24 protein-coding genes, 4 tRNA genes and 1 pseudogene are annotated in these 22,954 nt (G+C 41.1%); 17 read left to right on the forward strand and 12 right to left on the reverse strand.

What is annotated here, in order from left to right; genetic code table 11:
• Positions 1-83 precede the first annotated feature (83 nt).
• The 5 genes from MP622_RS12145 to MP622_RS12165 all read left to right on the forward strand — a co-directional run bounded on the left by MP622_RS12145 (position 84) and on the right by MP622_RS12165 (position 2,476).
• Positions 84-1,925, forward strand: coding sequence for a long-chain-acyl-CoA synthetase (locus MP622_RS12145; protein WP_243791147.1), 1,842 nt, complete (start codon positions 84-86; stop codon positions 1,923-1,925).
• A 133-nt stretch (positions 1,926-2,058) separates the two neighbouring features.
• A tRNA-Lys gene (locus MP622_RS12150) sits at positions 2,059-2,134 on the forward strand.
• Between the two features lie 18 nt (positions 2,135-2,152).
• Positions 2,153-2,228, forward strand: a tRNA-Lys gene (locus MP622_RS12155).
• 48 nt (positions 2,229-2,276) lie between these two features.
• Positions 2,277-2,352: transfer RNA gene (locus tag MP622_RS12160), tRNA-Lys, on the forward strand.
• Positions 2,353-2,400: 48 nt separating this feature from the next.
• Positions 2,401-2,476: transfer RNA gene (locus tag MP622_RS12165), tRNA-Lys, on the forward strand.
• Between the two features lie 86 nt (positions 2,477-2,562).
• Here MP622_RS12165 and MP622_RS12170 read toward each other — a convergent pair.
• Positions 2,563-3,216: a hypothetical protein gene (locus MP622_RS12170; RefSeq protein ID WP_243791149.1), complete on the reverse strand. Its 654-nt coding sequence runs from the start codon at positions 3,214-3,216 to the stop codon at positions 2,563-2,565.
• A 295-nt stretch (positions 3,217-3,511) separates the two neighbouring features.
• On the opposite strand from MP622_RS12170, the gene MP622_RS12175 reads away from it, so the two are divergent.
• Positions 3,512-3,778, forward strand: a complete 267-nt coding sequence (locus tag MP622_RS12175; RefSeq protein WP_243791150.1) for a PspC domain-containing protein — start codon at positions 3,512-3,514, stop codon at positions 3,776-3,778.
• Positions 3,779-3,863: 85 nt separating this feature from the next.
• Here MP622_RS12175 and MP622_RS12180 read toward each other — a convergent pair whose 3' ends face one another.
• Positions 3,864-4,973 carry an HPP family protein gene (locus tag MP622_RS12180; protein ID WP_243791152.1) on the reverse strand — a complete coding sequence of 370 codons (1,110 nt, stop codon included), beginning with the start codon at positions 4,971-4,973 and terminating at the stop codon, positions 3,864-3,866.
• Between the two features lie 113 nt (positions 4,974-5,086).
• Entirely contained in the window at positions 5,087-5,497 is a 411-nt protein-coding gene (locus tag MP622_RS12185) for a lysozyme inhibitor LprI family protein (protein ID WP_243791154.1), read from the reverse strand.
• A gap of 262 nt (positions 5,498-5,759) precedes the next feature.
• Here MP622_RS12185 and glyQ point away from each other — a divergent pair, with 262 nt between their 5' ends.
• The 6 genes and pseudogenes from glyQ (at position 5,760) to MP622_RS12220 (ending at position 12,067) form a co-directional block, all read left to right on the forward strand.
• Positions 5,760-6,749, forward strand: a complete 990-nt coding sequence (glyQ, locus tag MP622_RS12190; RefSeq protein WP_243791156.1) for a glycine--tRNA ligase subunit alpha — start codon at positions 5,760-5,762, stop codon at positions 6,747-6,749.
• Positions 6,749-8,818 (forward strand): glycine--tRNA ligase subunit beta, encoded by a 2,070-nt coding sequence (gene glyS / locus MP622_RS12195; protein WP_243791158.1) that lies wholly within the window; start codon positions 6,749-6,751, stop codon positions 8,816-8,818. Before glyQ ends, glyS begins: the two co-directional genes overlap by 1 nt.
• Positions 8,819-9,016: 198 nt before the next feature.
• A pseudogene (locus MP622_RS12205) lies at positions 9,017-9,854 on the forward strand (hypothetical protein).
• A gap of 293 nt (positions 9,855-10,147) precedes the next feature.
• Complete coding sequence (locus tag MP622_RS12210; RefSeq protein WP_044740561.1) at positions 10,148-10,537, forward strand: hypothetical protein; 390 nt, start codon at positions 10,148-10,150, stop codon at positions 10,535-10,537.
• A gap of 304 nt (positions 10,538-10,841) precedes the next feature.
• The gene (locus MP622_RS12215; protein WP_243791163.1) at positions 10,842-11,450 is read left to right on the forward strand and encodes a hypothetical protein; all 609 of its coding nucleotides are present in this window, start codon (positions 10,842-10,844) and stop codon (positions 11,448-11,450) included.
• Between the two features lie 188 nt (positions 11,451-11,638).
• Positions 11,639-12,067: a hypothetical protein gene (locus tag MP622_RS12220; RefSeq protein ID WP_243791165.1), complete on the forward strand. Its 429-nt coding sequence runs from the start codon at positions 11,639-11,641 to the stop codon at positions 12,065-12,067.
• Between the two features lie 61 nt (positions 12,068-12,128).
• On the opposite strand, the gene MP622_RS12225 is transcribed toward MP622_RS12220, so the two are convergent.
• The 3 genes from MP622_RS12225 to MP622_RS12235 form a co-directional block, all read right to left on the reverse strand.
• Positions 12,129-13,082 (reverse strand): 2-hydroxyacid dehydrogenase, encoded by a 954-nt coding sequence (locus tag MP622_RS12225; RefSeq protein ID WP_243791167.1) that lies wholly within the window; start codon positions 13,080-13,082, stop codon positions 12,129-12,131.
• Positions 13,083-13,179: 97 nt separating this feature from the next.
• Complete coding sequence (locus MP622_RS12230) at positions 13,180-13,377, reverse strand: hypothetical protein (protein ID WP_243791169.1); 198 nt, start codon at positions 13,375-13,377, stop codon at positions 13,180-13,182.
• A gap of 124 nt (positions 13,378-13,501) precedes the next feature.
• Positions 13,502-14,785, reverse strand: a complete 1,284-nt coding sequence (locus tag MP622_RS12235; RefSeq protein ID WP_243791171.1) for a hypothetical protein — start codon at positions 14,783-14,785, stop codon at positions 13,502-13,504.
• Positions 14,786-15,062: 277 nt separating this feature from the next.
• Between MP622_RS12235 and MP622_RS12240 the strand changes: the two genes are divergently transcribed.
• Both MP622_RS12240 and MP622_RS12245 read left to right on the forward strand, forming a co-directional pair.
• Positions 15,063-15,839: a class I SAM-dependent methyltransferase gene (locus tag MP622_RS12240; protein WP_104442292.1), complete on the forward strand. Its 777-nt coding sequence runs from the start codon at positions 15,063-15,065 to the stop codon at positions 15,837-15,839.
• A gap of 21 nt (positions 15,840-15,860) precedes the next feature.
• Complete coding sequence (locus MP622_RS12245) at positions 15,861-16,415, forward strand: hypothetical protein (RefSeq protein ID WP_243791173.1); 555 nt, start codon at positions 15,861-15,863, stop codon at positions 16,413-16,415.
• Between the two features lie 93 nt (positions 16,416-16,508).
• On the opposite strand, the gene MP622_RS12250 is transcribed toward MP622_RS12245, so the two are convergent.
• From MP622_RS12250 to MP622_RS12260, 3 genes are all read right to left on the reverse strand, one after another.
• Entirely contained in the window at positions 16,509-16,916 is a 408-nt protein-coding gene (locus MP622_RS12250; protein WP_243791174.1) for a GFA family protein, read from the reverse strand.
• 65 nt (positions 16,917-16,981) lie between these two features.
• Entirely contained in the window at positions 16,982-18,169 is a 1,188-nt protein-coding gene (locus tag MP622_RS12255) for a TIGR03862 family flavoprotein (protein WP_104441168.1), read from the reverse strand.
• A gap of 3 nt (positions 18,170-18,172) precedes the next feature.
• Positions 18,173-18,835, reverse strand: coding sequence for an SAM-dependent methyltransferase (locus MP622_RS12260; RefSeq protein WP_171069606.1), 663 nt, complete (start codon positions 18,833-18,835; stop codon positions 18,173-18,175).
• A gap of 81 nt (positions 18,836-18,916) precedes the next feature.
• Here MP622_RS12260 and MP622_RS12265 point away from each other — a divergent pair, with 81 nt between their 5' ends.
• From MP622_RS12265 to MP622_RS12275, 3 genes are all read left to right on the forward strand, one after another.
• Positions 18,917-19,090, forward strand: a complete 174-nt coding sequence (locus MP622_RS12265) for a DNA gyrase inhibitor YacG (protein WP_016168349.1) — start codon at positions 18,917-18,919, stop codon at positions 19,088-19,090.
• Between the two features lie 160 nt (positions 19,091-19,250).
• On the forward strand, positions 19,251-19,433 hold the full coding sequence (locus tag MP622_RS12270) for a hypothetical protein (protein ID WP_016168350.1): 183 nt from the start codon (positions 19,251-19,253) through the stop codon (positions 19,431-19,433).
• A gap of 337 nt (positions 19,434-19,770) precedes the next feature.
• Entirely contained in the window at positions 19,771-19,953 is a 183-nt protein-coding gene (locus tag MP622_RS12275) for a hypothetical protein (protein ID WP_044740566.1), read from the forward strand.
• Positions 19,954-20,098: 145 nt separating this feature from the next.
• Here MP622_RS12275 and MP622_RS12280 read toward each other — a convergent pair whose 3' ends face one another.
• From MP622_RS12280 to MP622_RS12290, 3 genes are all read right to left on the reverse strand, one after another.
• Complete coding sequence (locus MP622_RS12280; protein ID WP_243791176.1) at positions 20,099-20,743, reverse strand: MBL fold metallo-hydrolase; 645 nt, start codon at positions 20,741-20,743, stop codon at positions 20,099-20,101.
• A gap of 15 nt (positions 20,744-20,758) precedes the next feature.
• The gene (gene hemH, locus MP622_RS12285; protein WP_016168353.1) at positions 20,759-21,772 is read right to left on the reverse strand and encodes a ferrochelatase; all 1,014 of its coding nucleotides are present in this window, start codon (positions 21,770-21,772) and stop codon (positions 20,759-20,761) included.
• 81 nt (positions 21,773-21,853) lie between these two features.
• Positions 21,854-22,867 carry a DUF4062 domain-containing protein gene (locus tag MP622_RS12290; protein ID WP_016168354.1) on the reverse strand — a complete coding sequence of 338 codons (1,014 nt, stop codon included), beginning with the start codon at positions 22,865-22,867 and terminating at the stop codon, positions 21,854-21,856.
• Between the last annotated feature and the right edge of the window lie 87 nt (positions 22,868-22,954).

A 22,954-nucleotide genomic window follows, 5' to 3' on the forward strand; every position in this document is an offset into this window, starting at 1 on the left:
TTAAAAGGACAACTGTACAAATTACTTCGTTCAACCTGTAGACAAAGACATCGTATTGGACACGAAAAATAAATAGGATTCTTATGAGCCAAACCACACAGAGCGATCTTATTGGAATTACAGACGTCGCTGCTAAAATCCCACAATTTATTGGAAAACTTCCGCATCTGGTTACAGGGTTGAAACAAGCATATTTACGTACCCCGAACTCACCCGCGGGCTTAGGTATTGCGTTTGAAAAAGCAGTAAAGCGTAATCCACATGGTTATGCATTATTATTTGAAGAACAGAAATACACCTACCAGCAACTCAATGATTGGGCAAACCAAATCGGACATTATTATCTGTCGATTGGCGCACAAAAAGGTGACGTCATTGCTGTGATGGTTGAAAACCGCCCAGAACTAGTTGCCAGTGTCTTAGCCTTGGCAAAAATTGGGGTAACTGCTGCTTTAGTGAATACTTCACAAGTTGGCAAAGTCTTGGCCCATAGTATTAATTTGGTCAACCCAATTGCACTGATTGTCGGTGAAGAATGCCGCGCTGCCGTAGATGAAATTCGTCAAGAGCTTAACTTGGCTGAGCAGCGTTTTCATTGGTTTACCGACCAAGAAACACGTCAACATGCAGGTACAGCTCCCGCACATTATCTCAATTTAGCCGATGAAATCATCACCTTTCCGACCTTTAACACGCCAACTACACATAGCGTGAAAGGCAAAGATGGCTTATTTTACATCTATACTTCGGGCACCACTGGCTTACCGAAAGCGGTAATTTTCACCCATAGTCGCTGGACACTTGCCTATGGCACTTATGGACACGTGCTGGATTTAAACAGTGACGATGTTATGTACGTTACCTTACCGCTCTACCACGCGACAGGCATTGTGGTGTGCTGGTGTGGCGTGATTGCAAGTAGTGCGACTTTGGCATTACGACGCAAATATTCGACCTCTGCGTTTTGGAAAGATGTGCAAAAATTTAACGCATCTGCGATTGGCTATGTAGGAGAGCTATGCCGTTACTTAATGGATGCACCGGCATCGGAGTTAGACCATGCCCATCGTGTCAAAAAAATGATTGGCAATGGCATGCGCCCGAATATCTGGGACAAATTTAAACAACGTTTTGGTGTAGAAGAAGTACTTGAACTCTATGCATCTAGTGAAGGTAACGTTGGCTTTAGCAATGTATTTAATTTCGACAATACTGTCGGATTCTCCCCAACACCGTATGCCATTGTTCAATTCGACAAAGAGAAAAATGAACCTATTCGAGACGCACATGGTTGGTGCCAAAAAGTAAGTAAAGGCGAAGTCGGCTTGTTGATCGGTAAAATTACACGTCGCTCCCCTTTTGATGGTTATACCGACCCTGAAAAAAACAAATCTGTGATTATGTCCAATGTGTTTAAGAACGGGGATGCCTACTTTAATACGGGTGATTTAGTCCGTGATATTGGTTTCCGTCATGCACAGTTTGTAGATCGTCTTGGCGACACCTTCCGCTGGAAAGGGGAAAATGTTTCCACCACCGAAGTTGAGAATATGTTGTGTGAATATCCAAAGATTGTCGAAGCTGTGGTGTATGGCGTGGAAATTCCACACACCAATGGACGTGCAGGCATGGCAGCCATCACCTTAGCAGAGCAAGCCCAACTGAATGAACAAGACCTGCAAGCCATGCTCAGTTGCTTCAAAAAGAGTCTACCTGCCTATGCGATTCCTGTATTTTTAAGAGTCCAGAAACAAGTAGAAACCACAGGGACCTTTAAATATCAGAAGAACAAGCTAAAAGAACAAGCCTTCAATCCAGAAAAAACCGATGAGCAAATATTGGTCTTATTGCCAAATAGCAGTGCCTATTGCCATATGAGTACTGAAATTTACAGCAATATTCAGCAGTATCAATATCGCTTCTAAATTGAAATTTTGGCAATTTTTTGCATAAAATCAGGCAAAGTTGTTGTATTTATAATCAAACATCAACAACTTTGCGATTTTTCTCTTGCGCTCGTTCGATATCTTGCTACAATACGCTCCATCAAAACGAGATGGGTCGTTAGCTCAGTTGGTAGAGCAGCGGACTTTTAATCCGTTGGTCCCGCGTTCGAGTCGCGGACGACCCACCACTTATTTTGATTCCTGATGGGTCGTTAGCTCAGTTGGTAGAGCAGCGGACTTTTAATCCGTTGGTCCCGCGTTCGAGTCGCGGACGACCCACCATCTTTAAGCTTTATCTAAAAGCTGTCATAATGTGAAAGCATTCTAAATGGGTCGTTAGCTCAGTTGGTAGAGCAGCGGACTTTTAATCCGTTGGTCCCGCGTTCGAGTCGCGGACGACCCACCATCTTTAAGCTTTATCTAAAAGCTGTCATAATGTGAAAGCATTCTAAATGGGTCGTTAGCTCAGTTGGTAGAGCAGCGGACTTTTAATCCGTTGGTCCCGCGTTCGAGTCGCGGACGACCCACCATTTACTGCAAAATATCTAAAATATTTCCCTAAACGCTATTCTACTTGTACCGCTATTTAGATTGGTTTTAAGTTTCATATAAAAAATTACTTATCTTTAATTAAACGATAGGCTTGTGTTGGCATCGGATAGCCCGTTGCAAATAAATGCTGATTAATTTGATTGTCCAGATCTAAAGTTCGATCCAAATCTAAAATAAGATTATGCTGTTTATCTACCCGATAATAAAATTCTGCCCCCTCTTCTAAATGCACCACCAATTCGGAATCTTCTGGGTTCACTGACCACGTATCACGTCGATAGGTTCGAATATTGCTGTCTTCAGCCATTTTTTCACTAAACAGCTTACCCGTATAAACAATACTCCGATAGGCAGAACCATCGGCAGCCAAAGTCAGAATATATTCTGCTGAACCTTCGGAACATTGTACAAAATCATCTTTACAGGAAATCTTCACATGATAACGCCCGACATAGGGAGCTTGTTCATCGACTAAATCTTGTTGCACTTTTGATACCGACTCGTTAGGCATACTTGCCTGCCCCGCCAATTCTGTGAGTTTCTTGCCCGACTGTTGTGAATGGACAGTAGATGTAGGCTGTGCTTCAGAAGCAGATGCTGTTTGATCAGCATCTGAAGGAGTTGAACGACTACATGCTGTCAAAATTAGACTGATGCATAAACACCCCAATAACGTCTCTCCGAACTTCTGATGAAGTCGTACACTTTTCCATTTCATCACGTTAATACACAACCCACATTTATTTAACCGAGCACCCAAAGGGTAAAAAATGTTATTGCGTCATTTATCCTTAAATTCAGCAATAGCATTGCAAGTACCTGTATTTACTTATCAAAAACAAAGGTATCTGTAAATTTGATCACATTTTATGTAGAGCTCGGCTGAACGCCTATATGTATTTACATAACTTAACTATTTTCGTGCTGGCTTTGCTTTAAAAATTGAATTGCATCACCATTTCTTAATTATGAGATTACAAAATATCTCTCATTCTATTTTCAAGGAGACCTGAATGGCCAATGTTGGTTTATATCGTTCGAATCGCCAAAATATAATTGCAGGTGTTATGGGCGGTATTGCTGAACGTTTTGGTTGGAATGCAAACTTATTAAGAATTATCTTCTTTTTGGTTTCAGTCATGAGTGCCGCATTTCCAGGCATTTTAGTTTATTTGATTTTATGGCTCGTCATTCCAAAACGGGTAGAAGCGATGGATTCAGATGCATCAAATTACCACCGCCCTATACGTACTGTGAATAACAACAAGACGCCATTATAGATTTTAAAACAACATCTTTTGACCTACCATTTTGGTCGCTACGGCTTTTTCCCCAAAGAGTCGTAGCTTTTTTTATTTAGCTCACTTATTTTTGATTTTTCAATTGAATTAATTGCTGGTTTAATGCCGCAATCATATCTGCACGACTGATCATTCCCACCAACTGTTGCTGCTCAACCACAGGAATGTAGTTAAACGAACGCTCAACAAAATACGGCACCAAATCTTGAATCGGCTGGCTCGGCTGTACCGTCACCACTTGTCGATTCATAATCTGTTTCACCTGATGCTCCCAACTGGCTTTCGGGTCGGCAGCACGTTTAAACCATTCCACGACTTCATACAGTGCTAGAGTTCCCACCAACTGCCGTGCGTTATTGACCACAGGCAAGCTCATTAAATTAATCTGTTTAAATTTATCTAAGGCCAGATGAATATCATCTTGCTCATTCAGCATCAGTACATCTTTAGACATCAGGTCTTGGCAGGTTAGTTCGTTCACTGCACGTGCGTTGGCAATTTCCTGCGCCTTGAGAATAATCTTTTGTAAATCATATTCACTAATGTCGAGCAACTGTGGCTGATGCTCCAACACATTATGAATATCTTGCGGCTGAATGGTGACTTTTTGAGTCGGTGTTGGATCGATGGAACGTGAGTTTAGCTGTGCCGTTTGCGGATATTGGCGCCCCAACATTCGGTTAAAAATAATAGCGATGATCAGTAGCAATAATGAATTCAACAACACAGGATAGGCAATAAAAGCATAACCTAGTTCATGTACGCTTTTACCACCCAATACCGCAGTAATAGCGACTGCACCGCTGGGTGGATGTAAAGAATCAGTGGTCATCATCAAAAAGATCGAAAACGCCACCGCAACACTGAATGCTTCAGTTAAATTCGGCATATATAATGCACAAGTGACACCGATAAAACCTGCCAAAGTATTACCAATAATCATGTTCCATGGCTGCGCCAGAGGACTGGCGGGTACAGCAAACAGCAATACAGAAGAGGCGCCCATTGGGGCAATGTACCATACATTAATATCACCCAATACCCACCAACTAATGAGCGAGGAAAGTGCCAAGCCCAACAATGCACCTAAACCACAGAGTATTCTTTCCTTTAGCGGCAACACTTTAAAATTTGGTTTTAAGGTATTTAACCATTCAAGTTGCATATGAAACACAGCCGCCCTTCTACTTTTTCGCACTTAACTGGTGCAAAATTATACGTGGTCTTACCAATAAGATGCATTTATTTTATATCTTACTTTTATGAGTAATTCTGTTGAATAACCTGTTAAATATATTGCTGTAACTGTACAACCCGCTCAGCATAATGCTGCATTGGGCAATATGAATACATGGGTGAACCAATATACTGCCCTGCATTATCACATTCTTGATCAACATACGCCTTCCACAAACGCTGTGACTTTAAAATAGCTTGGTAACGTTCGGGCTGCTTCCATTCTGCACTTTGCACCCGAATTTGATCGAGTAATGCTACAATTTGCTTTTCATAACCTTGTTTGGCCTGATCCGCACAAATTTGTACCACGCTGTTGTTAATCCCTGCCAGTTGTTGTTCTTGAATGGTTTGCTCAACACATTCACTATACGGATCCGACTCAGTTGTCGGCTGTTGAGCACACGCCAATCCAATAGCACCAAAAACCAATGCACTGGTGGTTAAAATAAATTTCAGCATAACTTGCAACTTTTGTTGTCATAAATTGCCGTCACTATAACAAAATGCTTAACGATCCCCCAATCCACACAATTGATCATCAAGCTTAAAACTCAGATTTAAAGCATCTAAATTCAGCAGTTCAGTTCATCCAATAGTGTTCAAGCTGCTGCAAATACATGTATAAATTTTAAATTGATGATTCAAGCTGAACCCTTTGCCACTCCCCTGCAAAATCCTTATACTTAGGGGCAATTTTTCTCTAATTTTTAATGGATGCACCATGAGTCGCGCCATATCGCATATTGATACATTTCAAGGCTTAATTCTTGCCTTACAAAACTACTGGGCTGAACAAGGTTGTGTGGTTTTACAACCTTACGATATGGAAATGGGAGCAGGGACTTTCCACACTGCTACATTCCTTCGTGCATTAGGGCCAGAAACATGGAACGCGGCTTATGTACAACCTTCACGTCGTCCAAAAGATGGTCGTTATGGCGAAAACCCGAACCGTTTACAGCACTATTACCAATTCCAAGTGGTGTTGAAGCCTAACCCAGATAACATCCAACAGCTTTATCTTGACTCATTAAAAGCGATTGGTATTGACCCACTGGTTCATGACATCCGTTTTGTAGAAGACAACTGGGAATCTCCAACACTCGGTGCTTGGGGCTTAGGTTGGGAAGTTTGGCTCAACGGTATGGAAGTGACTCAGTTCACTTACTTCCAACAAGTTGGTGGCGTTGAGTGTTATCCAGTAACAGGTGAAATCACTTACGGTTTAGAACGTCTTGCGATGTACCTTCAAGGTGTTGACTCGGTTTATGACCTTGTTTGGACCAAAGGCCAATTTGGTACTGTAACTTACGGCGACGTATTCCATCAAAATGAAGTTGAGCAATCGACTTATAACTTTGAATACGCTCCAGTTGAAAAACTATTTGAACTGTTTGATTTTTATGAAGGTGAAGCGAACCGTTTAATCGAAGCGAAATTATCTCTTCCTGCTTATGAGCAAGTGGTTAAAGCATCACATACTTTTAACTTGCTTGATGCACGTGGTGCGATTTCGGTAACTGAACGTCAACGTTACATTTTACGTGTGCGTACTTTGGCACGTGCAATTGCACAAAGCTATGTACAAGCGCGTGCGGAATTGGGCTTCCCAATGGCAGAGCCTCACTTACGTGATGAAGTTTTAGCGCAATTAAAAGCTCAGGTTGAAGCAGAAGCTGCTCAAGCTGAAAAAGCAGCGGAGAACAAATAATGTCTAAACATACTGTTTTATTTGAACTTGGCTGTGAAGAACTTCCACCAAAAAGCTTGAAAACTTTACGTGATGCTTTAAAAGCTGAAACTGAAAAAGGCTTAAAAGATGCGGGCTTGGCATTTGACGCGATTGAAGCCTATGCAGCACCACGTCGTTTAGCCCTTAAAATTGTCAATGTAGATGCTGCACAAGCGGATACACAAAAGCGTTTTGATGGTCCTGCGGTTCAAGCAGCTTACGATGCAGAAGGCAAACCAACCAAAGCTTTAGAAGGCTTTATGCGTGGTCAAGGCATTACAGCAGATCAAGTTTCGACATTCCAAGCAGGTAAAGTTGAAAAAGTCTGCTTCTTGAAAGATGTGAAAGGTCAAAGCCTTGAAGCACTCTTGCCACAAATTTTACAGACGGCTTTGGATAACCTTCCAATTGCAAAACGTATGCGTTCAGCGGCAAGCCGTACTGAATTTGTACGTCCTGTAAAATGGGTTGTGTTGCTTAAAGACAATAATGTTGTTGAAGCGACGATTCAGGATCACAAAGCAGGCAACGTGACTTATGGTCACCGTTTCCATGCGCCTGAAGCAATTACTTTAGCCAATACAGATGCTTACTTAGATGCACTTCGTGCAGCGAAAGTTGTGGCGGATTTTGAAGAACGCCAAGCGATCATCGACCAGCAAGTGAAAGCTTTGGCGGATGAAGTCAATGCGATTGCGATTGTGCCTGCGGATCTTCGTGACGAAGTGACCGCATTGGTGGAATGGCCAGTTGCGCTTCGTGCAAGTTTTGAAGAGCGTTTCCTTGCTGTGCCTCAAGAAGCATTGATCACGACTATGCAGGACAACCAAAAATACTTCTGCTTGGTAAATAGCGACAATAAGTTACAGCCTTACTTCATTACTGTTTCCAATATTGAGTCTAAAGACCCAACGCAAATTATTGAAGGTAATGAGAAAGTGGTTCGTCCACGTTTGTCGGATGCTGAGTTCTTCTTCTTACAAGACCAAAAGCAACCGCTTGCATCTCGTAAAGAAAAACTGGCGAATATGGTATTCCAAGCACAATTGGGTACGCTTTGGAACAAATCTGAACGTATTGCCAAATTGGCGGTAGCCCTTGCGCCAATTACAGGTGCAACCGTTGCTGATGCTGAAAAAGCAGCACTTCTGGCAAAATGTGACTTAACCTCTGAGCTTGTGGGTGAATTCCCAGAACTTCAAGGTATTGCAGGTACTTACTACGCACGTCTTGAAGGCGAAAATGACGAAGTGGCTGAAGCTTTAGGTGAGCAGTATCTTCCGAAATTCGCTGGTGATGTTTTACCAAAAACTAAAACAGGAACGACCATTGCCCTTGCAGACCGTTTAGACACGCTTACTGGTATTTTTGGTATTGGTCAAGCGCCAACAGGTTCTAAAGACCCGTTTGCATTACGTCGTTCTGCCATTGGTATTTTGCGTTTAGTGACTGAAAACAACCTTGATGTTTCAATTGAAGCACTCATCAAGTTGGCTCTAGCGGCTTATGGCGATGTATTGAAAGATCACGACAAGACTTTGGCAGATGCAGTTGCGTTCTTAGAAGGTCGTTACCGTGCGAAATACGAAGACCAAGGTGTTGCGGTTGATGTGATTCAAGCGGTTCAAGCCTTGTCACCAAAATCTCCACTTGATTTTGACAAGCGTGTAAATGCGGTCAACCACTTCCGTAATTTGCCTGAAGCTACTGCTTTGGCTGCGGCAAACAAACGTGTTGCCAACATTCTTGCAAAAGAAGCGACTCCTGAAGATGCGGTAGTTGAAGCGAAGTTAGTAGAAGATGCTGAAAAAGCATTATTCGCAGAGCTTCAAGCGATTACCCCAGTGGTTGAGCCATTATTGGCTGCGAAAGACTACACAGAAGCGCTTTCTAAACTCGCTGCCCTTCGCGCGCCAATTGATGCCTTCTTTGATGGTGTAATGGTGATGGCGGATGATGCTGAACTGAAAGCAAACCGTTTACGTTTACTGGCGCAGTTACGTGGCTTGTTTACAAGTGTTGCAGATATTTCAGTGTTGCAGCACTAAGTTGAATAATTAAAACAAAAAAAACCCGCTTTTTTAAAGCGGGTTTTTTTATTTGTTTGCTCTCAGAGAAATCAATAAGAGTAATTCACTATAATATTGCAATTAAATCATCTTACTTCTACTATTCGACCGCATATAACTCTCTAAAAATAGTGAGTTATAAACTTTACAATTTAAACTTCAATATAGTTAATTTACATGAAATCTCAGTTTATATTTTCTTTGGTCACAACCACGCTCATCATCACAGGCTGCACCACTACAAAATCCATCAAATATCCTGCGAATGGTCAAAACACAACTATTTCCGTATCATCCGACCAGATTTCAGCGATGACCGAATCAGGAGCTGGAGATTATTTTATTAGTGACAGCCAAATTACTGTTGGAGATGCGAGTAAAGCAACTTCTAATCCTGCTGCCGGAGCATTTGGTTTAATAGGTGTAGGTATTGCAAACAACGATAGAAAAAAGTGCAAATGCCTCTGCTATCTCTAAAAGCAGCTTAAAACAGGCTATCAAGTTTGATGAACTAACTAATACTAAAATCAATCAAGCTCAAAAAGAGAATGCCGTTGATCCATCTTTAAAAATTCTTCAAATTAACCAAACATCGGAAATTAAAGTTGTACCGTATGCGCGTATTTCATTCAAAGAAAAACCGCTGGTTTCAGTCAATTTTGGCTTAAAAACTGAATTTAAAAATTCGGCAGATAATCAATCCTCAGCAAAACGCTTTTATAGTTATATGGGCAAAACAAATGTGCCATTAAGTGAATGGGATACCAATAATAATGCTCTTTTTAACCAAAAAGCAGATCAAGCTTTTAATGTTTTAGCTAAAGCTTTTCTTCTAGATGCCCAACATCAATTAAACTTAAATGCTTTTAGTGAGATAAAGCAAAAAACTTGTCAGAACAATAAAGATGGGCAAAATTTAAGTTTCTTAGATGCTCCAAATGATTTATGTATCGGTGTTTTAAAAGATAATAAAGGGAAAGCCTTTGAAGGTCTATTGTTTATAGTAGAACAATAATACTCACAATATTATGAAAAATAAGAAGATGCTATAAAATTCATCTTCTTATTAAAAAACCTAGATATTTAGTTTATTTTAAAGGCTTTTCAACCCTCTTAATATAATTTTTAAAAAATAACCACATATCAAAAAGTATTAATTCTTCTCTACTGATCCCACCTAAAAATATTCAATTATTTTCACAGAATCAATATAAACAATAAAATGAAGATATGATTAAAATGGGTAGGATTTTTAAACTCAATTCCCTATACTCAAGCTAACAACACTCAACAAGAAAGAACGTTAATATGAAATTAAAAACACTTTTACTTACGGGCTTCACTTGCGCAGCACTTACAGCATGTACTTCATCTCCTAAAATTCCACAACTGGAAACAGGCGTACTGCAAGAAGTTCAAAACTTAGATGTATATCCAGATACAACAGACAATAAAGCCAAACTGACCAAATTTGTAGACAAATGCATCATCGAATTTACAGGGAACTTAGACGGCAACAAAGTCGTCGAGCAATGGTCTTTTAGAGGCAATACCCTCATTACAGGTGGTACAGCAACCTTCGCGAAAGATGGCACCAGTCAAGCCAGCAATTTCGACCTGAACAATGCCCAAGTACAACAAAACTTTATTAAATTACGTAAAAACTTCGCTAAAGATGCCGTTGCACAATGTAATTAAGCAACATAGCGGCTTTGCGTCCATATGACGCAAAGCTTTTTAATAATCCTTAAAATTCAAAACCATAAATTCATTTTCCACAACTTCCCCGCACTTACACAACTTTGCCGATATCCACAAATGGCAGTATTCAGATACATCAATATCCTATAGTAGGCGTGTATCTCTACAATGTTGTAGCGAGTGTTAAGCTGCTGTATTGAACTGTGTAAGTTTCATCTCAAACGCCAAAATGCCTATTGAATCTGTTTATGATGCCTCACATCCCTCCCAATAACGGGGCAATGATAGAGGAAGATCCAACATGAATATGATAAAAACAGCATTAATAACCACCGCATTTTTTGCTTCTGCTTCAGTCTTTGCAAATGTTGCAGTCAATGGACAGGTCAATGCCTCTGCTGAAGCACAAAGCAATGCTCATGGTGTATTACACAATATTCATAAAGGTGTAACGACTTCCGCCCAAAAAGTCGGCAATGGTTTAAGCACAGCGACAGAAAATGTTGGGCATGGCATTCAACATACTTCCACTCAAGTTGGAAAGGGACTCAGCACAGCATCTGAACGTGTCGGTCAAGGCATTGAAAATGGTGCTCAAAAAACTAAATCTACCAGTAAAGCAGTATGGAATAACACTAAACAGTTCAGTGCAGAACAAACGCAAAATGTAAATCAAACTGCAACTAAAGCTAAAGACTCCAGTGCGGAAAAAGCCGAGAGAACCCAAGCCTATTTGGGGCAAAAAATGCGTCAAGGCAAAGCAACGACTCAACAAACTTGGAACAAAACCAAAACTGCACTCCATACAACTGCACAGGCAGATGTGAACGCACAGGTGGGTGTACATACCCCTGTTGCCAAAACTCAGCTTGGGGTTTCATCACAAACAGCAGTAAACACAGCACAATAATGCTACCAATCGATTGGTGTAGACACATTTTTAAACCAAGCAGTACTTGGGCATTCAATGAAAATTCTTGACGTCCGATGGGATACAGCAGAAGATGAAGTATCCCATCGAGAGTGACACTATAGAAAGCATGTCAGCCTACAGCGTGCTTTCTACAAAATAGTGAACAGCAATAGAGGACGATGTGCATGCAGTTGATGAAAGCAGTTTTAATTTCCAGTACGATGTTCATGGCTATGGCTCTATCTGCCCATGCCGCAGAAAGCAGCAAGAAAAAAGGCTACCGAGATAACCCGAACATTTTTGAAGTTTTAGGACAAAAAACCTTAGACACTGCTCAAGATGCTGCCAATGCAGTAGATCGTGGCACGCAAAAAGGCATTGCCAAAGTCAAACCGAAAGTGGCTGAAACTTGGCATGAAACCAAAATCTATAGCGAAGAACAAACAGAAATTGCCAAAGAAAATTCTCAGAAAGCCGCAGCTACGGTCAATAGAAAATGGAAGCAAGCCAAAGCCAGTGTTTTAGGTGATCCTAATAGTCCACCTGCACCTATTGAATCGCACCCATTGAGCCAATCTAGCACTACTCCCGCTCAGAATGAACAGCTCAACTAAATCACACTATTTTTAAAACCATAAAAGCACAGCCTAAAGACTGCGCTTTTTTCGTCTTTAGTTAGGCGACTTGGCGAATCGGCTGTCCTTGCTGAAAGGCAGTCACATTTTCTACCATCTGCTGCACTATACGCTGTCGTGCATCGACACTGCCCCACGCACTATGTGGCGTGATAATTAAATTTGGAATATCTGCTGCCAGCAATACATTACCATCTTTCGGTGGCTCTACTGTTAATACATCGGTCGCAGCACCTGCAATACACCCTTCACGCAAAGCCTGTGCCAAAGCAGCTTCATCAACAATCCCACCACGTGCGCAGTTAATCAGAAAGGAACTGGCTTTCATCAGTTCAAACTCATCCGTACTGATTAAGTTACAGGTAGAATCTGTTAGTGGACAATGTAACGTGAGAAAATCAACCTGTGGCAATAATTCTGCCAAGGGCAAACGACCTTCAGGCTGTGAACGGTCTGGCAACGTTGCAATCAAGACACGCATGTCAAAGGCTTGTGCCAGTTTGGCCACGGCCTGCCCCAACTCACCATAGCCGATGATACCCAATGTTTTACCCGCCAACTCCACAATGGGGAAATCCAACAAGCAGAACTGTTTGGCGTTATTCCATGCACCCTGTTTCACCGCATGGTCGTATTTTAATAATGAGGTGGCCAAGGCCAACATCAGCGCCAAGGTATGCTGTGCTACCGCTGAAGTACCATAGCCCTGACAATTACACACCACGATGCCCTGTGCTTTAGCTTGCACCAAGTCGACATTATTCGTGCCTGTGGCGGAGATTAAAATCAGCTTTAACTGCGGACATTGCTGCATCACTTGCGCAGAAATCTGTACTTTATTGGTGATAATGACATCAACATCTTGCACGCGTTGCAGTACCTGATCACTGCTCGTGGCTGGATATAAGTTGAGTGTATCAAAAGCAGTAGTTAAGGGGCTCAAATCCAGATCATGTTGATCTAAAGACTCTACATCTAAAAATACCGCTTTCATTCGGTGCTCCTGCTGATTTTTCTCATCATCTGTATGCAGTTCATTAAAAGCCAAAGCGGGTTTTGGTTCAATACATGTATAGAAAAAGAAAAATCCACTATTTTGTGGATTCTTTTATACACTCACGGACAGAAAGCCGAATTTGCTGATAGACATAACTGGCCAACATTAGCACCACCAGTACACCACTAGCAAAAATGATGACTGCCAAATCAAGACCTTGATTGATAAGATAAATAAAACTGAAGATCAGTAAGATAGACAAAAGTACAGCAGGTATAAATATCCTATTCATACAACCTGACCTTAAGTGAGACATTTAAAAGAGTGGATATTTTTTATCCACTCTTTCGATCTTAAACCAATTTAGTTAAAAATCAAGCTATCCAAATCGAATAAGATTCACTTAATTCTTAAGCTTATTCGGCTTCCTCAGATTCTTCTGGTTGAGTCATGAACTTGGCAGTTTCAGGCGTATCTTCGATAAAGTCATTGCCACCATATTCATCACTGCTGAGGTTAAATTGCTTATAGCTGAGCAAATAATAGTCGCTATATTTTTTTAACACCAACGGGTGCATTCCCGCAGATAATTCATCCTGTTCTTTGAACAGTTTCATCACATGGCGGTCATTCATGGCAATCATATAGCGTTCATCGTTGAGGCTAATCTGTACCATGCCTGTACCTTTGGCAAAAATCGGAATCAGGAACTTATGGTTTAGGTTAATCGCATTTTGCGCATAACTTTCAATTTTCTGGGTAATCACGTTAAATACTAAACCATGCCCAAAACTGTCCAACAACTGACTGTTACTTTCCTGTGGCAAATTCACCTGAATACCCAATTTCAACAGATCTTGTTCACTGACCTGACGATTACTGAGTAACTGACGAATAATGCTTTGTTTCAATTTGGCATCAAAGAACTGGCTGTCGAGCTGCATGTCATTATTTCTGAGAATTTTCCCCAACGAACGACGATGGTGCGGGAGCAGTGTTTCAATCACTTTACGGTAATAGAACTTACTGCCTTTTTTTACTTGGCGAATTTTTTGATAGAAATAAACACTGTCAAATTCGCGGGTTAAAAAATCTTTAAGCAGCTCCGAGCTTGCCAATACAGCAATCGCATCATGTCCTGTAAAGGGCAAGTTCAACACTTTAATATCTGGGATGACCTGTTCCAATTTAACAAAATGCGCGCGGTCTTCAGCACAATAAGGGTCATAGACCACGATGTATTCACAGTTCACCGCAATATCCTGTGTTTGTACCTGCATATTCGCATTGAGTTCAGCATGGTAAAACATGTTATAGCGGCTGTCTTCCACCACTTCTGGGTCAATTGAAAACTGCGGAACCAAAGATACCACACGACTTAAACCTAATAACTTTGAGTATTTAATCGCGGCATAACCACCCATTGAACCGCCGTAACCAATGCGTTTTTGAAAGGGTGCAATCAAGTCTTCAATGGCTTTGAACAAGTTGTGCATGGACTCCGCAGGAAACCATGATTTTTCTTTGGGCATAATGCCAATGACATTAAACTCAAATTTGGCTAATGATTTTTCTGCGTTGATTGCAAGTCCTTTAGCGCGAGTAATTAAGTCACCAAAAGAAAAAACTAACTCGTCAGACGAACCTTTTAAAAAAATAGCGCGAATTTGTTCGTCTTCAAAAATAATGTGTTTATCCATGTCCACACCGAAACAAATCGGCCCTAATTTTTTGTATCAATAAAATTCATAGATCAGCAGCCTATCACGCTGTCTATGTAGGAGAATGTGTCGATGTCATCTCAATCACAATCAACAACAATTTAAAACTACAGCATTACATCGCCGTGGCAGCATTTTAACGTAAGCTTGAACCGATGTATGTATAAGAAAAACATGTCCTGTCGAAGCTTGCTTATTTCACGTAACAAGGACTATGTTATTTTATAGATGCTCAGCAGATAAAAAAGCGCAAAATATGACACAATCACTTCATCCTGCCGCACAACAAGGCTTCAGTTCTGCCGCTGAACTTTATCAACAGGTTCGTCCAAATTATCCACAGCAGATCGTGACGTGGTTACAACAACAATTAAATTTAGATGAGCAATCGACAGTGGTCGATTTAGGCTCGGGCACAGGAAAATTTCTTCCTTATCTGCAACAGGTAACATCTCATATCATTGCCGTTGAGCCGATTGTAGAAATGCTGACACAATTACAGCAAGCCTATCCACAAATTTCTACCCTACAAGCCAGTAGTGATCGGTTATCGCTAGCCTCGGAAAGTATTGATGCCGTGATTTGTGCCCAATCTTTCCACTGGTTTGCCAATATTGAAAGCCTGAACGAAATCCATCAAATCTTAAAACCTCATGGACAACTGGGTTTGGTCTGGAATCAACGTGATATTCAGGTGGATTGGGTCAAAGCATTGGCAGATGTGCTCGAACCCCTCGAAGGTGATACCCCACGATTTCATAGCGGACAATGGCAACAAGCCTTTGAACAGCAATTTTTATTCGAACTGGATCAGATCAAAACCTTCCCACATGTGCATATCGGGCGTGTCGATGAAGTGGTGTCCAAGCGCTTGCTCTCCACTAGTTTTATTGCCGCAATGCCAGCAAAGCAACAACAACTGTTAAAACTGCAGTTTGAGCAGATTGTTGCCGATTACACAGGCAAAGCAGCACATGATGAAATTGCTTTCCCTTATGTGACCTACGCGTATAATTTTAAGAAAACAACATAAATATTCTTTAGGATAACCACGATGCATAACTTTAAAGCCTATTTACTACCGCTACTCTGCAGCTCTCTGCTGTTCACTGGCTGTAGTAAAAACAACGAAGCTGACGCCCCTGATCCCTCTCAAGATCGGATGATGCAGGAACTGGAGTCTTCACCAGTCAAAGAATTTCCAAAAACTGCAAATGATCAACACGACATTACGCTTTTGGTCGACTATGACCATCGTTTTAGCGAGATGAGTGATGAAATGGAAGATGAACTGATTAAGATGAGGGACAACGGCAGTCTGACCGATGAATTTGCCCGTAGTCGCAAACAAGACAATATCCAATCAGCTCTAACCATGTTGAAAGCACTAGATTTAAAAACCGAACAAGGTCGCTATATTCAAGGATTAATGGCGCAATATTGGGAAAACCAAGCCAAGTTATTATTAAATCAAAACAGTAAAGCTTCGCAAGATATTCCTAACTCAACACCCGACAATATTAAAGGGTTAGGTGAATTCTTACATGCACAAGAACAACTGGATCATTGGGAAGCACAATATGAACCTGCTGAGAAAAGTAAGTCTTAATACAGACTCATCACCCAGAAAGTGAAGGCTTTAAACTCAAAAACCAGATGCAATCTTATTGCCATCTGGTTTTTTATAGCCCTACAAATGAACTTAAGGACGTTCACTGTATTGTGGCAACCCATCCTGAATGCTGTCCCACTCTGCTTTGGAGTCAACAAAAATATGCATCGTCGGTTTTTGCGTTAACGTGGTATCTAAAGTGCCAAGGCGTAACCGATAATATTCTGGTGTATCCGTTTTAATACTCATAATCGGCGAACCGCATTCACTACAAAAGCAACGCTGCGTGGTCTCAGTGGACTGGTAAGCTTTCAGGAATTGTTCACCTTGCACGATATGAAAATCTGTTTTCTTAATCGGGGCATTGGTAGCAAAGGCTGTGCCATTGGCTTTACGACAACGCTGGCAGTGACACTGCACAACATCACCAATTTCACCGTGCACTTCATAACGAAGTGCACCACATAAACAGCTTCCCGCATAGTATTGTTGTGACATCAGTTCAGCCCTCTGAATGAAAGAGTTTTAAACTAACATGTCTAACTTTGGCTTTACACCGCTTTTTAGTGAGAAACCAAATATTCATGCACCCCTTCACCCGCAGCACGCCCCGTCGCAAAACATGCGGTTAAAAGATAGCCCCCTGTGGGTGCATCCCAATCTAGCATCTCACCACAACAAAAAATCTGTGGGTGTTGCTGCAACTGCAAATGAGCCGTTAAGACCTCTCGTTTCACGCCACCCGCACAGCTAATCGCTTCTTCGATTGGGCGAAAACCTTTTAATTCAATTCGCAATTGTTTAATTTGCTGTGCCAATTTTTCAGGGTTATTCCAGTCAGCTTTCGGTATCAACTCACGAACCAAACTGGCTTTTGCTGCATCTAGACCGGCTTTACGCCATAAATTACTCAAAGACTGTTTCTTGCTCGGTTGTAATTTTTGTACCAATTGCGCATGGCTCAGCTCAGGCAACAAATCGAGCATTAGCTGCATTTCTGACTGTTGTCTTAAAGCTCGCCCCAGTTTATAAATCAAACCACTTTCCAAGCCATAATGGGTGATCACAATATCGCCCTGACTCTTTTCCTTTACATCAACCCAAGCCACAACTCGCTTTAGCGGTTGTCCAAATACTGCTTGCATAAAGGTAGACCATTCCCGTTCAACCCCAGCGTTACTGGCTTGAAATGGATTTAATAGGTCTGCTGCTAACCATTGTTGCCACTGACCATCACTGCCCAATTGTGGCCAAGAAACTGCACCACACGCCAGTACAATGGCATCAAAGTCTTCACTAAATTCGCGTTGCTGAACTAAATCTTGAATTTTTACAGTATTGGACTGAATCCCTAAGCATGCATGTCGATAATGAAATTGTATGCCCTGCTCGGTTAAACGTTTGAGCCACGCGCGGAGTAATGGTGCGGCTTTCATCTCGACGGGGAAAATACGCCCTGACGATCCCACATAAGACTCAATACCCAAGCCCTGCATCCAGTTTTGAATCCATGTCGCATCCCAACGGCGGATCCAATCGGAAAGCCAATCGGCCCGATCATAACGCTGAATAAATTGCTCAAACGGTTCAGCATGTGAAATATTCAGCCCCGTCTTCCCTGCCATTAAAAACTTGCGCGCAGCAGACGGTTTCTGTTCATATACATGTACATCATAATCCCACTGGCTTAACACCTCAGCTGCCATTAAACCCGCAGGACCTGCACCGATAATCGCAATTCTTTTTTTCATGGCTTATGCATCGCTTTGTGCAGAATCCGATTTAGGTATATTTACCCCTGCCAATGCCTGAAAATCATCAAAGCGCGTGGTGTAATTCTCAGGTTTTTGAATCAGTAATTGCTGACATAATTCTCCACGCTCCAAATATTTAATCTCAAAATGAGTACGTGCTGAATCAGAAGCAATTACCTCTTTTACATAAGGTAGCTTCCAAATCTCTTGTAGTTGTTGTTCTGCTTCGGCGATGTATTCTGGAATATTACTGGCTAGCGTAATCTGACCACCGACTTGCAATCTAGACAATAAAAACTCGAAGAATGGCATGTTCAACCAGCGCTGCGCAGGATTATGTGGCTCTGGATTCGGATATAAAATGAAAAATTGCTGAACTTGTTGAGGTGCCAAAGCATGGACAATCCACGGCAAAGCATCAGCATGCACAGTTTGTAAATTTGTTTGCCCTTCTAATTGATGCTGTTTTTGCATCGCCACAAACTTCTCGCGGGTTCGTTCTATGGCAATTAACTTGCTTTCTGGATGCTCACGAGTAAACAACAAAGCATGCTTGCCTTTACCCGCACCAATTTCCACACAAATCGGGGCTGAATCGATCATAATAAAATCACGAGGAGCATGCATGTGCTGTGCTTGAAATTGACGAATCGGCATAATCAGATCAAACTAAATAAAATCTGCGCAAGTCTAACACTGCACCAAGCTTTGACCAAATATCTTCCCCGCTATCAGGAGCCTCTTATGCCGAAGACCTTTGCTTGCCCACGTTGTGGCAAACCTTCAACTTGGGAAGGCAATCCATATCGACCATTTTGCTCTGAGCGTTGTAAATTGATCGATTTAGGTGCTTGGGCAAATGATGAATACAAACTTCCTACGCAAGATGCGCCTCAAGCAGAAAATTCAGAAGAATAGCGCTTTACTTTTACAATTCATCATATCGACATACAAATCATTAATTATTTTATACATGATTATTATTTGCACAGATGACTTTTGGGCACCATAATATATCTAATGAGAATCATTCTATTCTTTGATTTTATTGTGCTGTGTTCTATTTTGAGAATTTCCCATGAAAGAATTAATCTTAAAAATATTCTTCTACCTTTCTATTGCCCTCACTTTCTGTAGTTTTATTTTGGCCGTTTATGCTCAGGATCTGATGTTCGCAGGAATTGGAGTTTTATTAGCAATTGCAGCGGTATTATTAGGTTTAGAAAGTAAGCAATTTTTGGCAAACCCATTCCGAAAATAATCCACATTTGTAAAGGTCGGACGATTCAAAACTAAACATAAGTCACTGCCTACATCTCATAAATGTTAGACCGTTGTTTTTCAATTTTTTGATCGACCTTTATTTTAAGGACTCAGTAGGAACAGAAAAAATTGACTTTACTGAAGAAATAAACCTACAAATGTTTTCGACAAATACTATATCTCCATAGCACTTCACCATAAAAACCTAAACCAGTTATCATTTTTTCAACATTTATGTAGATTTTAATAAAAACCTCCATATAATGCATAAAATTTTACGCATCAAGTAACAAATTGTTAAATGCGTACCTTTATGCCAATACATGGAATCTCCTATGAAAGAATTAGTTCTAAAGTTCTCTTTCTATCTGCTGATTGTTTTAACCTTATGCGCTGTTACTCTGAGTCTATTCACTCACGACATGATGATCATGGGTGTAGGTATTCTATTGGCGGTGGCTACACTTTTACTTGGGCTTGAAAAAAAACAACACAAGGCAGATCCCTTTAGAAACTAATACTCATCAATTTGATTAACGCATAAAAAATGGGAGCTCAAAGCTCCCATTTTTCATCAAAAAAATTGAATCAATATGCTATTCAACAACATTTCATTTTACGCTTGTTTTCTGTTTACTTTGCGACTCGTCCTCTGACACAGAACTAACCCACTTTACTGGCCACAAAAGGATTGTGCTGTTTTTCGAAACCGATTGTGCTGAGTGGTCCATGTCCAGAAATAAATTGCGTTTCATCAGGTAAGCTAAAACATTCACGCTGAATTGAGTCGATCAATTGTTGATGATTCCCGCGAGGAAAATCGGTACGCCCAATTGAACCTTTGAACAGCACATCTCCAGTCCATAACAAACCATAGTCTGCGTTATAGAACATGACATGCCCTGGTGTATGACCAGGTGCAAAACGGACTTCAAAGCTTTGTTCACCTAAGTGTAATGTTTCACCACCTTCAAGCCACTGCGTCACTTGAACTTTTTCTGGGATTGGAAAGCCATAACGCTCGGATACCTCTTGCAGCATATCCAGCCAAAATTGATCTTCCTTATGTGGGCCAATGACGGGGATATTCCAAATGCGACTTAAAGTACCTACTGCACCTGCATGGTCTAAATGCCCATGCGTTAACCACAGTGCTTTTACCGTTAACCCCAATGCTTCAACTTCAGCCTGTAATTTCTCAGGCTCACCCCCTGCATCAATCAGTACTGCTTCTTTACTTTCAGAATCCCAAACAATAGAACAGTTCTGCTGAAATGCAGTTACAGGTACAATTTTCACTTGAAGCATAGTCGCTGGTCTCTCTTAGGCAGATGCTAATGTTTGTTTCAAACCATCCAGATTAGCTTGCAATAAGCACAAGAGCAATTGCAGATGGTCTTCACGTGCATTCAAGGCAGGAATATACACATATTGCTCACCGCCCGATGATAAAAATAATTCGGCATTCTGAATAGCAAGTTCTTCTAAAGTTTCTAAACAATCAGCAGAAAATGCAGGACTCATGATTTGAACCGACTTAATCCCTTGTACTGCCCAATCTTGCAATAATTGGTCCGTATAAGGCTTGACCCATTCCTGCTTACCAAAACGTGACTGGAAGCTAATGGCCCATTCTTCATCATTTAAATCCAGAGCTTGAGCCAACAATTGAGCTGTTTTACGACAACGGTCTGCATAAGGATCTCCCTTATCAGCATAAGGCTGTGGAATGCCATGAAATGACATCAAAAGCTTTTCCGCGCGACCATGTTCCGCCCAATACTCTTTTACACTCTGGGCCAAAGACTGAATATACAAAGGATGCTGATAATAATCACGGACAATCGAAAGTCCAGGCAAATTACGCTGCTTTTGCATCCACTGTGCCAATAGATCATATAAAGGGGCTGTCGAAGTCGCCGAATACTGCGGAAAAAGTGGCAGTAAAAGAATATGATCTTGCGGATTTTGAGTCATTTGCTCAAGGACTGTACTCATTCCAGGTTGACCATAGGTCATGGCAGGAACCACGTTTAACTCAAACTCTGGATACGCTTTTGTTAAAGCTGCTCGAACTTGCTCCACCTGCGCCAATAAAATTTCACGCATGGGAGAATCTACTGACCATACACTGGCATAAGCATGTGCGACACGTTTCGGACGAAACGGTAAAATAAATAAACGTAAAATGATTTGCCATAACGGCTTTGGAATTTCAATGACACGTTGATCGGAAAGAAACTGTTTTAAAAATTTTCTGACCGCAGGTGCTGTGGGTGCATCAGGTGTGCCTAAATTGGCTAAAATAACGGTGATTTTTGCTTTTTCCGCAGGCATAAGTTGACCTTTATTTCCAATTTAACCCACTCACTTTAACAAGTTTTTAATGAAATGAAATATGAATAAATACAATTCGCTCTATAGAGAAACACGATTATCCGAAAGCAAATGACTTTCGAGTAAATTATGCCCTTTCTGGGTTAATTTCCATAACATGCGTTGACGGTCATCCCGCCCAGCAGGACTAATCCATTCATTTTGACGCATCTGCATTTTAATATTGTGTAAGGCGCGAATATTGATTTGTGCACGAGCAACCGCATGTGCCCGAGGCATTTCGATGCGCGCATCGGCCAATCCAATTTCATTTAAATATTCATTCATGCGTTTAGAAAAATATTCTTCGGGTGTTGGATTTAAAAAAGTACTGCCCAATACCGCCAAGAGCTGCGACCAAGTTAAAGTCTTCTGAATCTTCAGTTCTTTAAAATTACCATCCTGATAAGCATGTACACGATATTCAAAACCAAAGGCTTCATTCATTGCCACTTTCGGTAAGGTTAAAAATGGGTCGATTTCACGTGTGCCTAAATCTTGTTCTAGCTGATTAATTTTAGCCTTCAAACGGTCAATTTCATCATGTAACTTTTGTGCATTTTGAGGTCGCACCCAACCTGTAGTTGGATAACGCTCCAACATTTGCGTCATATTTAAACGCACAGCCATTTCTAAATCACGCAAGGTTCGGTAGGTAAAAACCTGATCAACTTCTTGCTGTAACAGTTTCCGAAACTCGCTAAATTTTTCTTTCAGCTCTGGTTTCTGGTCATGTAAGGCAGGATCACGTGAGGCAGGATCTTCATGCATAAATACGATAATGGGTTTTTGCTTGGTCACAGCATAAATATATTCCAGATGCATATAACCCACACCAGAAACCGACTGTTCGCCATATTGGCTACCCAAAAGTATAATCACATAGTCACAATCATCAATTTGGCGGCGTGCAAAAGCGGTGCTTAATGGTGTTCTTTGTTCCAGTCCCCACGAAAAAAATCCCATGCCCACTAAGGTTTGAGACAAAATCATGCGCTCTGGCTGCATATCTGCTCCAGAGGTCGAAATAAATATCTGATAACGCTTATCGATCATTGGTTATCCTCACCTTTTCTTTTGCATACCGCAATCAAAGTCTTACAGTATGACAACCCCAATTTTTAATATTGATACTCAAGTTTT

Source organism: Acinetobacter sp. PK01 (assembly GCF_022819285.1).
GTDB classification, from domain to species: domain Bacteria; phylum Pseudomonadota; class Gammaproteobacteria; order Pseudomonadales; family Moraxellaceae; genus Acinetobacter; species Acinetobacter tandoii.

Bases quoted from the DNA above. Each gene is read 5' to 3' on its own strand.
- MP622_RS12215 (WP_243791163.1), top strand. From the start codon at position 10,842: ATGAATATGATAAAAACAGCATTAATAACCACCGCATTTTTTGCTTCT.
- MP622_RS12145 (WP_243791147.1), top strand. From the start codon at position 84: ATGAGCCAAACCACACAGAGCGATCTTATTGGAATTACAGACGTCGCT.
- MP622_RS12210 (WP_044740561.1), top strand. From the start codon at position 10,148: ATGAAATTAAAAACACTTTTACTTACGGGCTTCACTTGCGCAGCACTT.
- MP622_RS12265 (WP_016168349.1), top strand. From the start codon at position 18,917: ATGCCGAAGACCTTTGCTTGCCCACGTTGTGGCAAACCTTCAACTTGG.
- MP622_RS12245 (WP_243791173.1), top strand. From the start codon at position 15,861: ATGCATAACTTTAAAGCCTATTTACTACCGCTACTCTGCAGCTCTCTG.
- MP622_RS12185 (WP_243791154.1), bottom strand. From the start codon at position 5,497: ATGCTGAAATTTATTTTAACCACCAGTGCATTGGTTTTTGGTGCTATT.
- MP622_RS12220 (WP_243791165.1), top strand. From the start codon at position 11,639: ATGCAGTTGATGAAAGCAGTTTTAATTTCCAGTACGATGTTCATGGCT.
- MP622_RS12170 (WP_243791149.1), bottom strand. From the start codon at position 3,216: ATGAAATGGAAAAGTGTACGACTTCATCAGAAGTTCGGAGAGACGTTA.
- MP622_RS12275 (WP_044740566.1), top strand. From the start codon at position 19,771: ATGAAAGAATTAGTTCTAAAGTTCTCTTTCTATCTGCTGATTGTTTTA.
- MP622_RS12225 (WP_243791167.1), bottom strand. From the start codon at position 13,082: ATGAAAGCGGTATTTTTAGATGTAGAGTCTTTAGATCAACATGATCTG.
- MP622_RS12255 (WP_104441168.1), bottom strand. From the start codon at position 18,169: ATGAAAAAAAGAATTGCGATTATCGGTGCAGGTCCTGCGGGTTTAATG.
- MP622_RS12290 (WP_016168354.1), bottom strand. From the start codon at position 22,867: ATGATCGATAAGCGTTATCAGATATTTATTTCGACCTCTGGAGCAGAT.
- MP622_RS12175 (WP_243791150.1), top strand. From the start codon at position 3,512: ATGGCCAATGTTGGTTTATATCGTTCGAATCGCCAAAATATAATTGCA.
- glyS (WP_243791158.1), top strand. From the start codon at position 6,749: ATGTCTAAACATACTGTTTTATTTGAACTTGGCTGTGAAGAACTTCCA.
- MP622_RS12250 (WP_243791174.1), bottom strand. From the start codon at position 16,916: ATGTCACAACAATACTATGCGGGAAGCTGTTTATGTGGTGCACTTCGT.
- MP622_RS12270 (WP_016168350.1), top strand. From the start codon at position 19,251: ATGAAAGAATTAATCTTAAAAATATTCTTCTACCTTTCTATTGCCCTC.
- glyQ (WP_243791156.1), top strand. From the start codon at position 5,760: ATGAGTCGCGCCATATCGCATATTGATACATTTCAAGGCTTAATTCTT.
- MP622_RS12240 (WP_104442292.1), top strand. From the start codon at position 15,063: ATGACACAATCACTTCATCCTGCCGCACAACAAGGCTTCAGTTCTGCC.
- MP622_RS12235 (WP_243791171.1), bottom strand. From the start codon at position 14,785: ATGGATAAACACATTATTTTTGAAGACGAACAAATTCGCGCTATTTTT.
- MP622_RS12280 (WP_243791176.1), bottom strand. From the start codon at position 20,743: ATGCTTCAAGTGAAAATTGTACCTGTAACTGCATTTCAGCAGAACTGT.
- MP622_RS12230 (WP_243791169.1), bottom strand. From the start codon at position 13,377: ATGAATAGGATATTTATACCTGCTGTACTTTTGTCTATCTTACTGATC.
- hemH (WP_016168353.1), bottom strand. From the start codon at position 21,772: ATGCCTGCGGAAAAAGCAAAAATCACCGTTATTTTAGCCAATTTAGGC.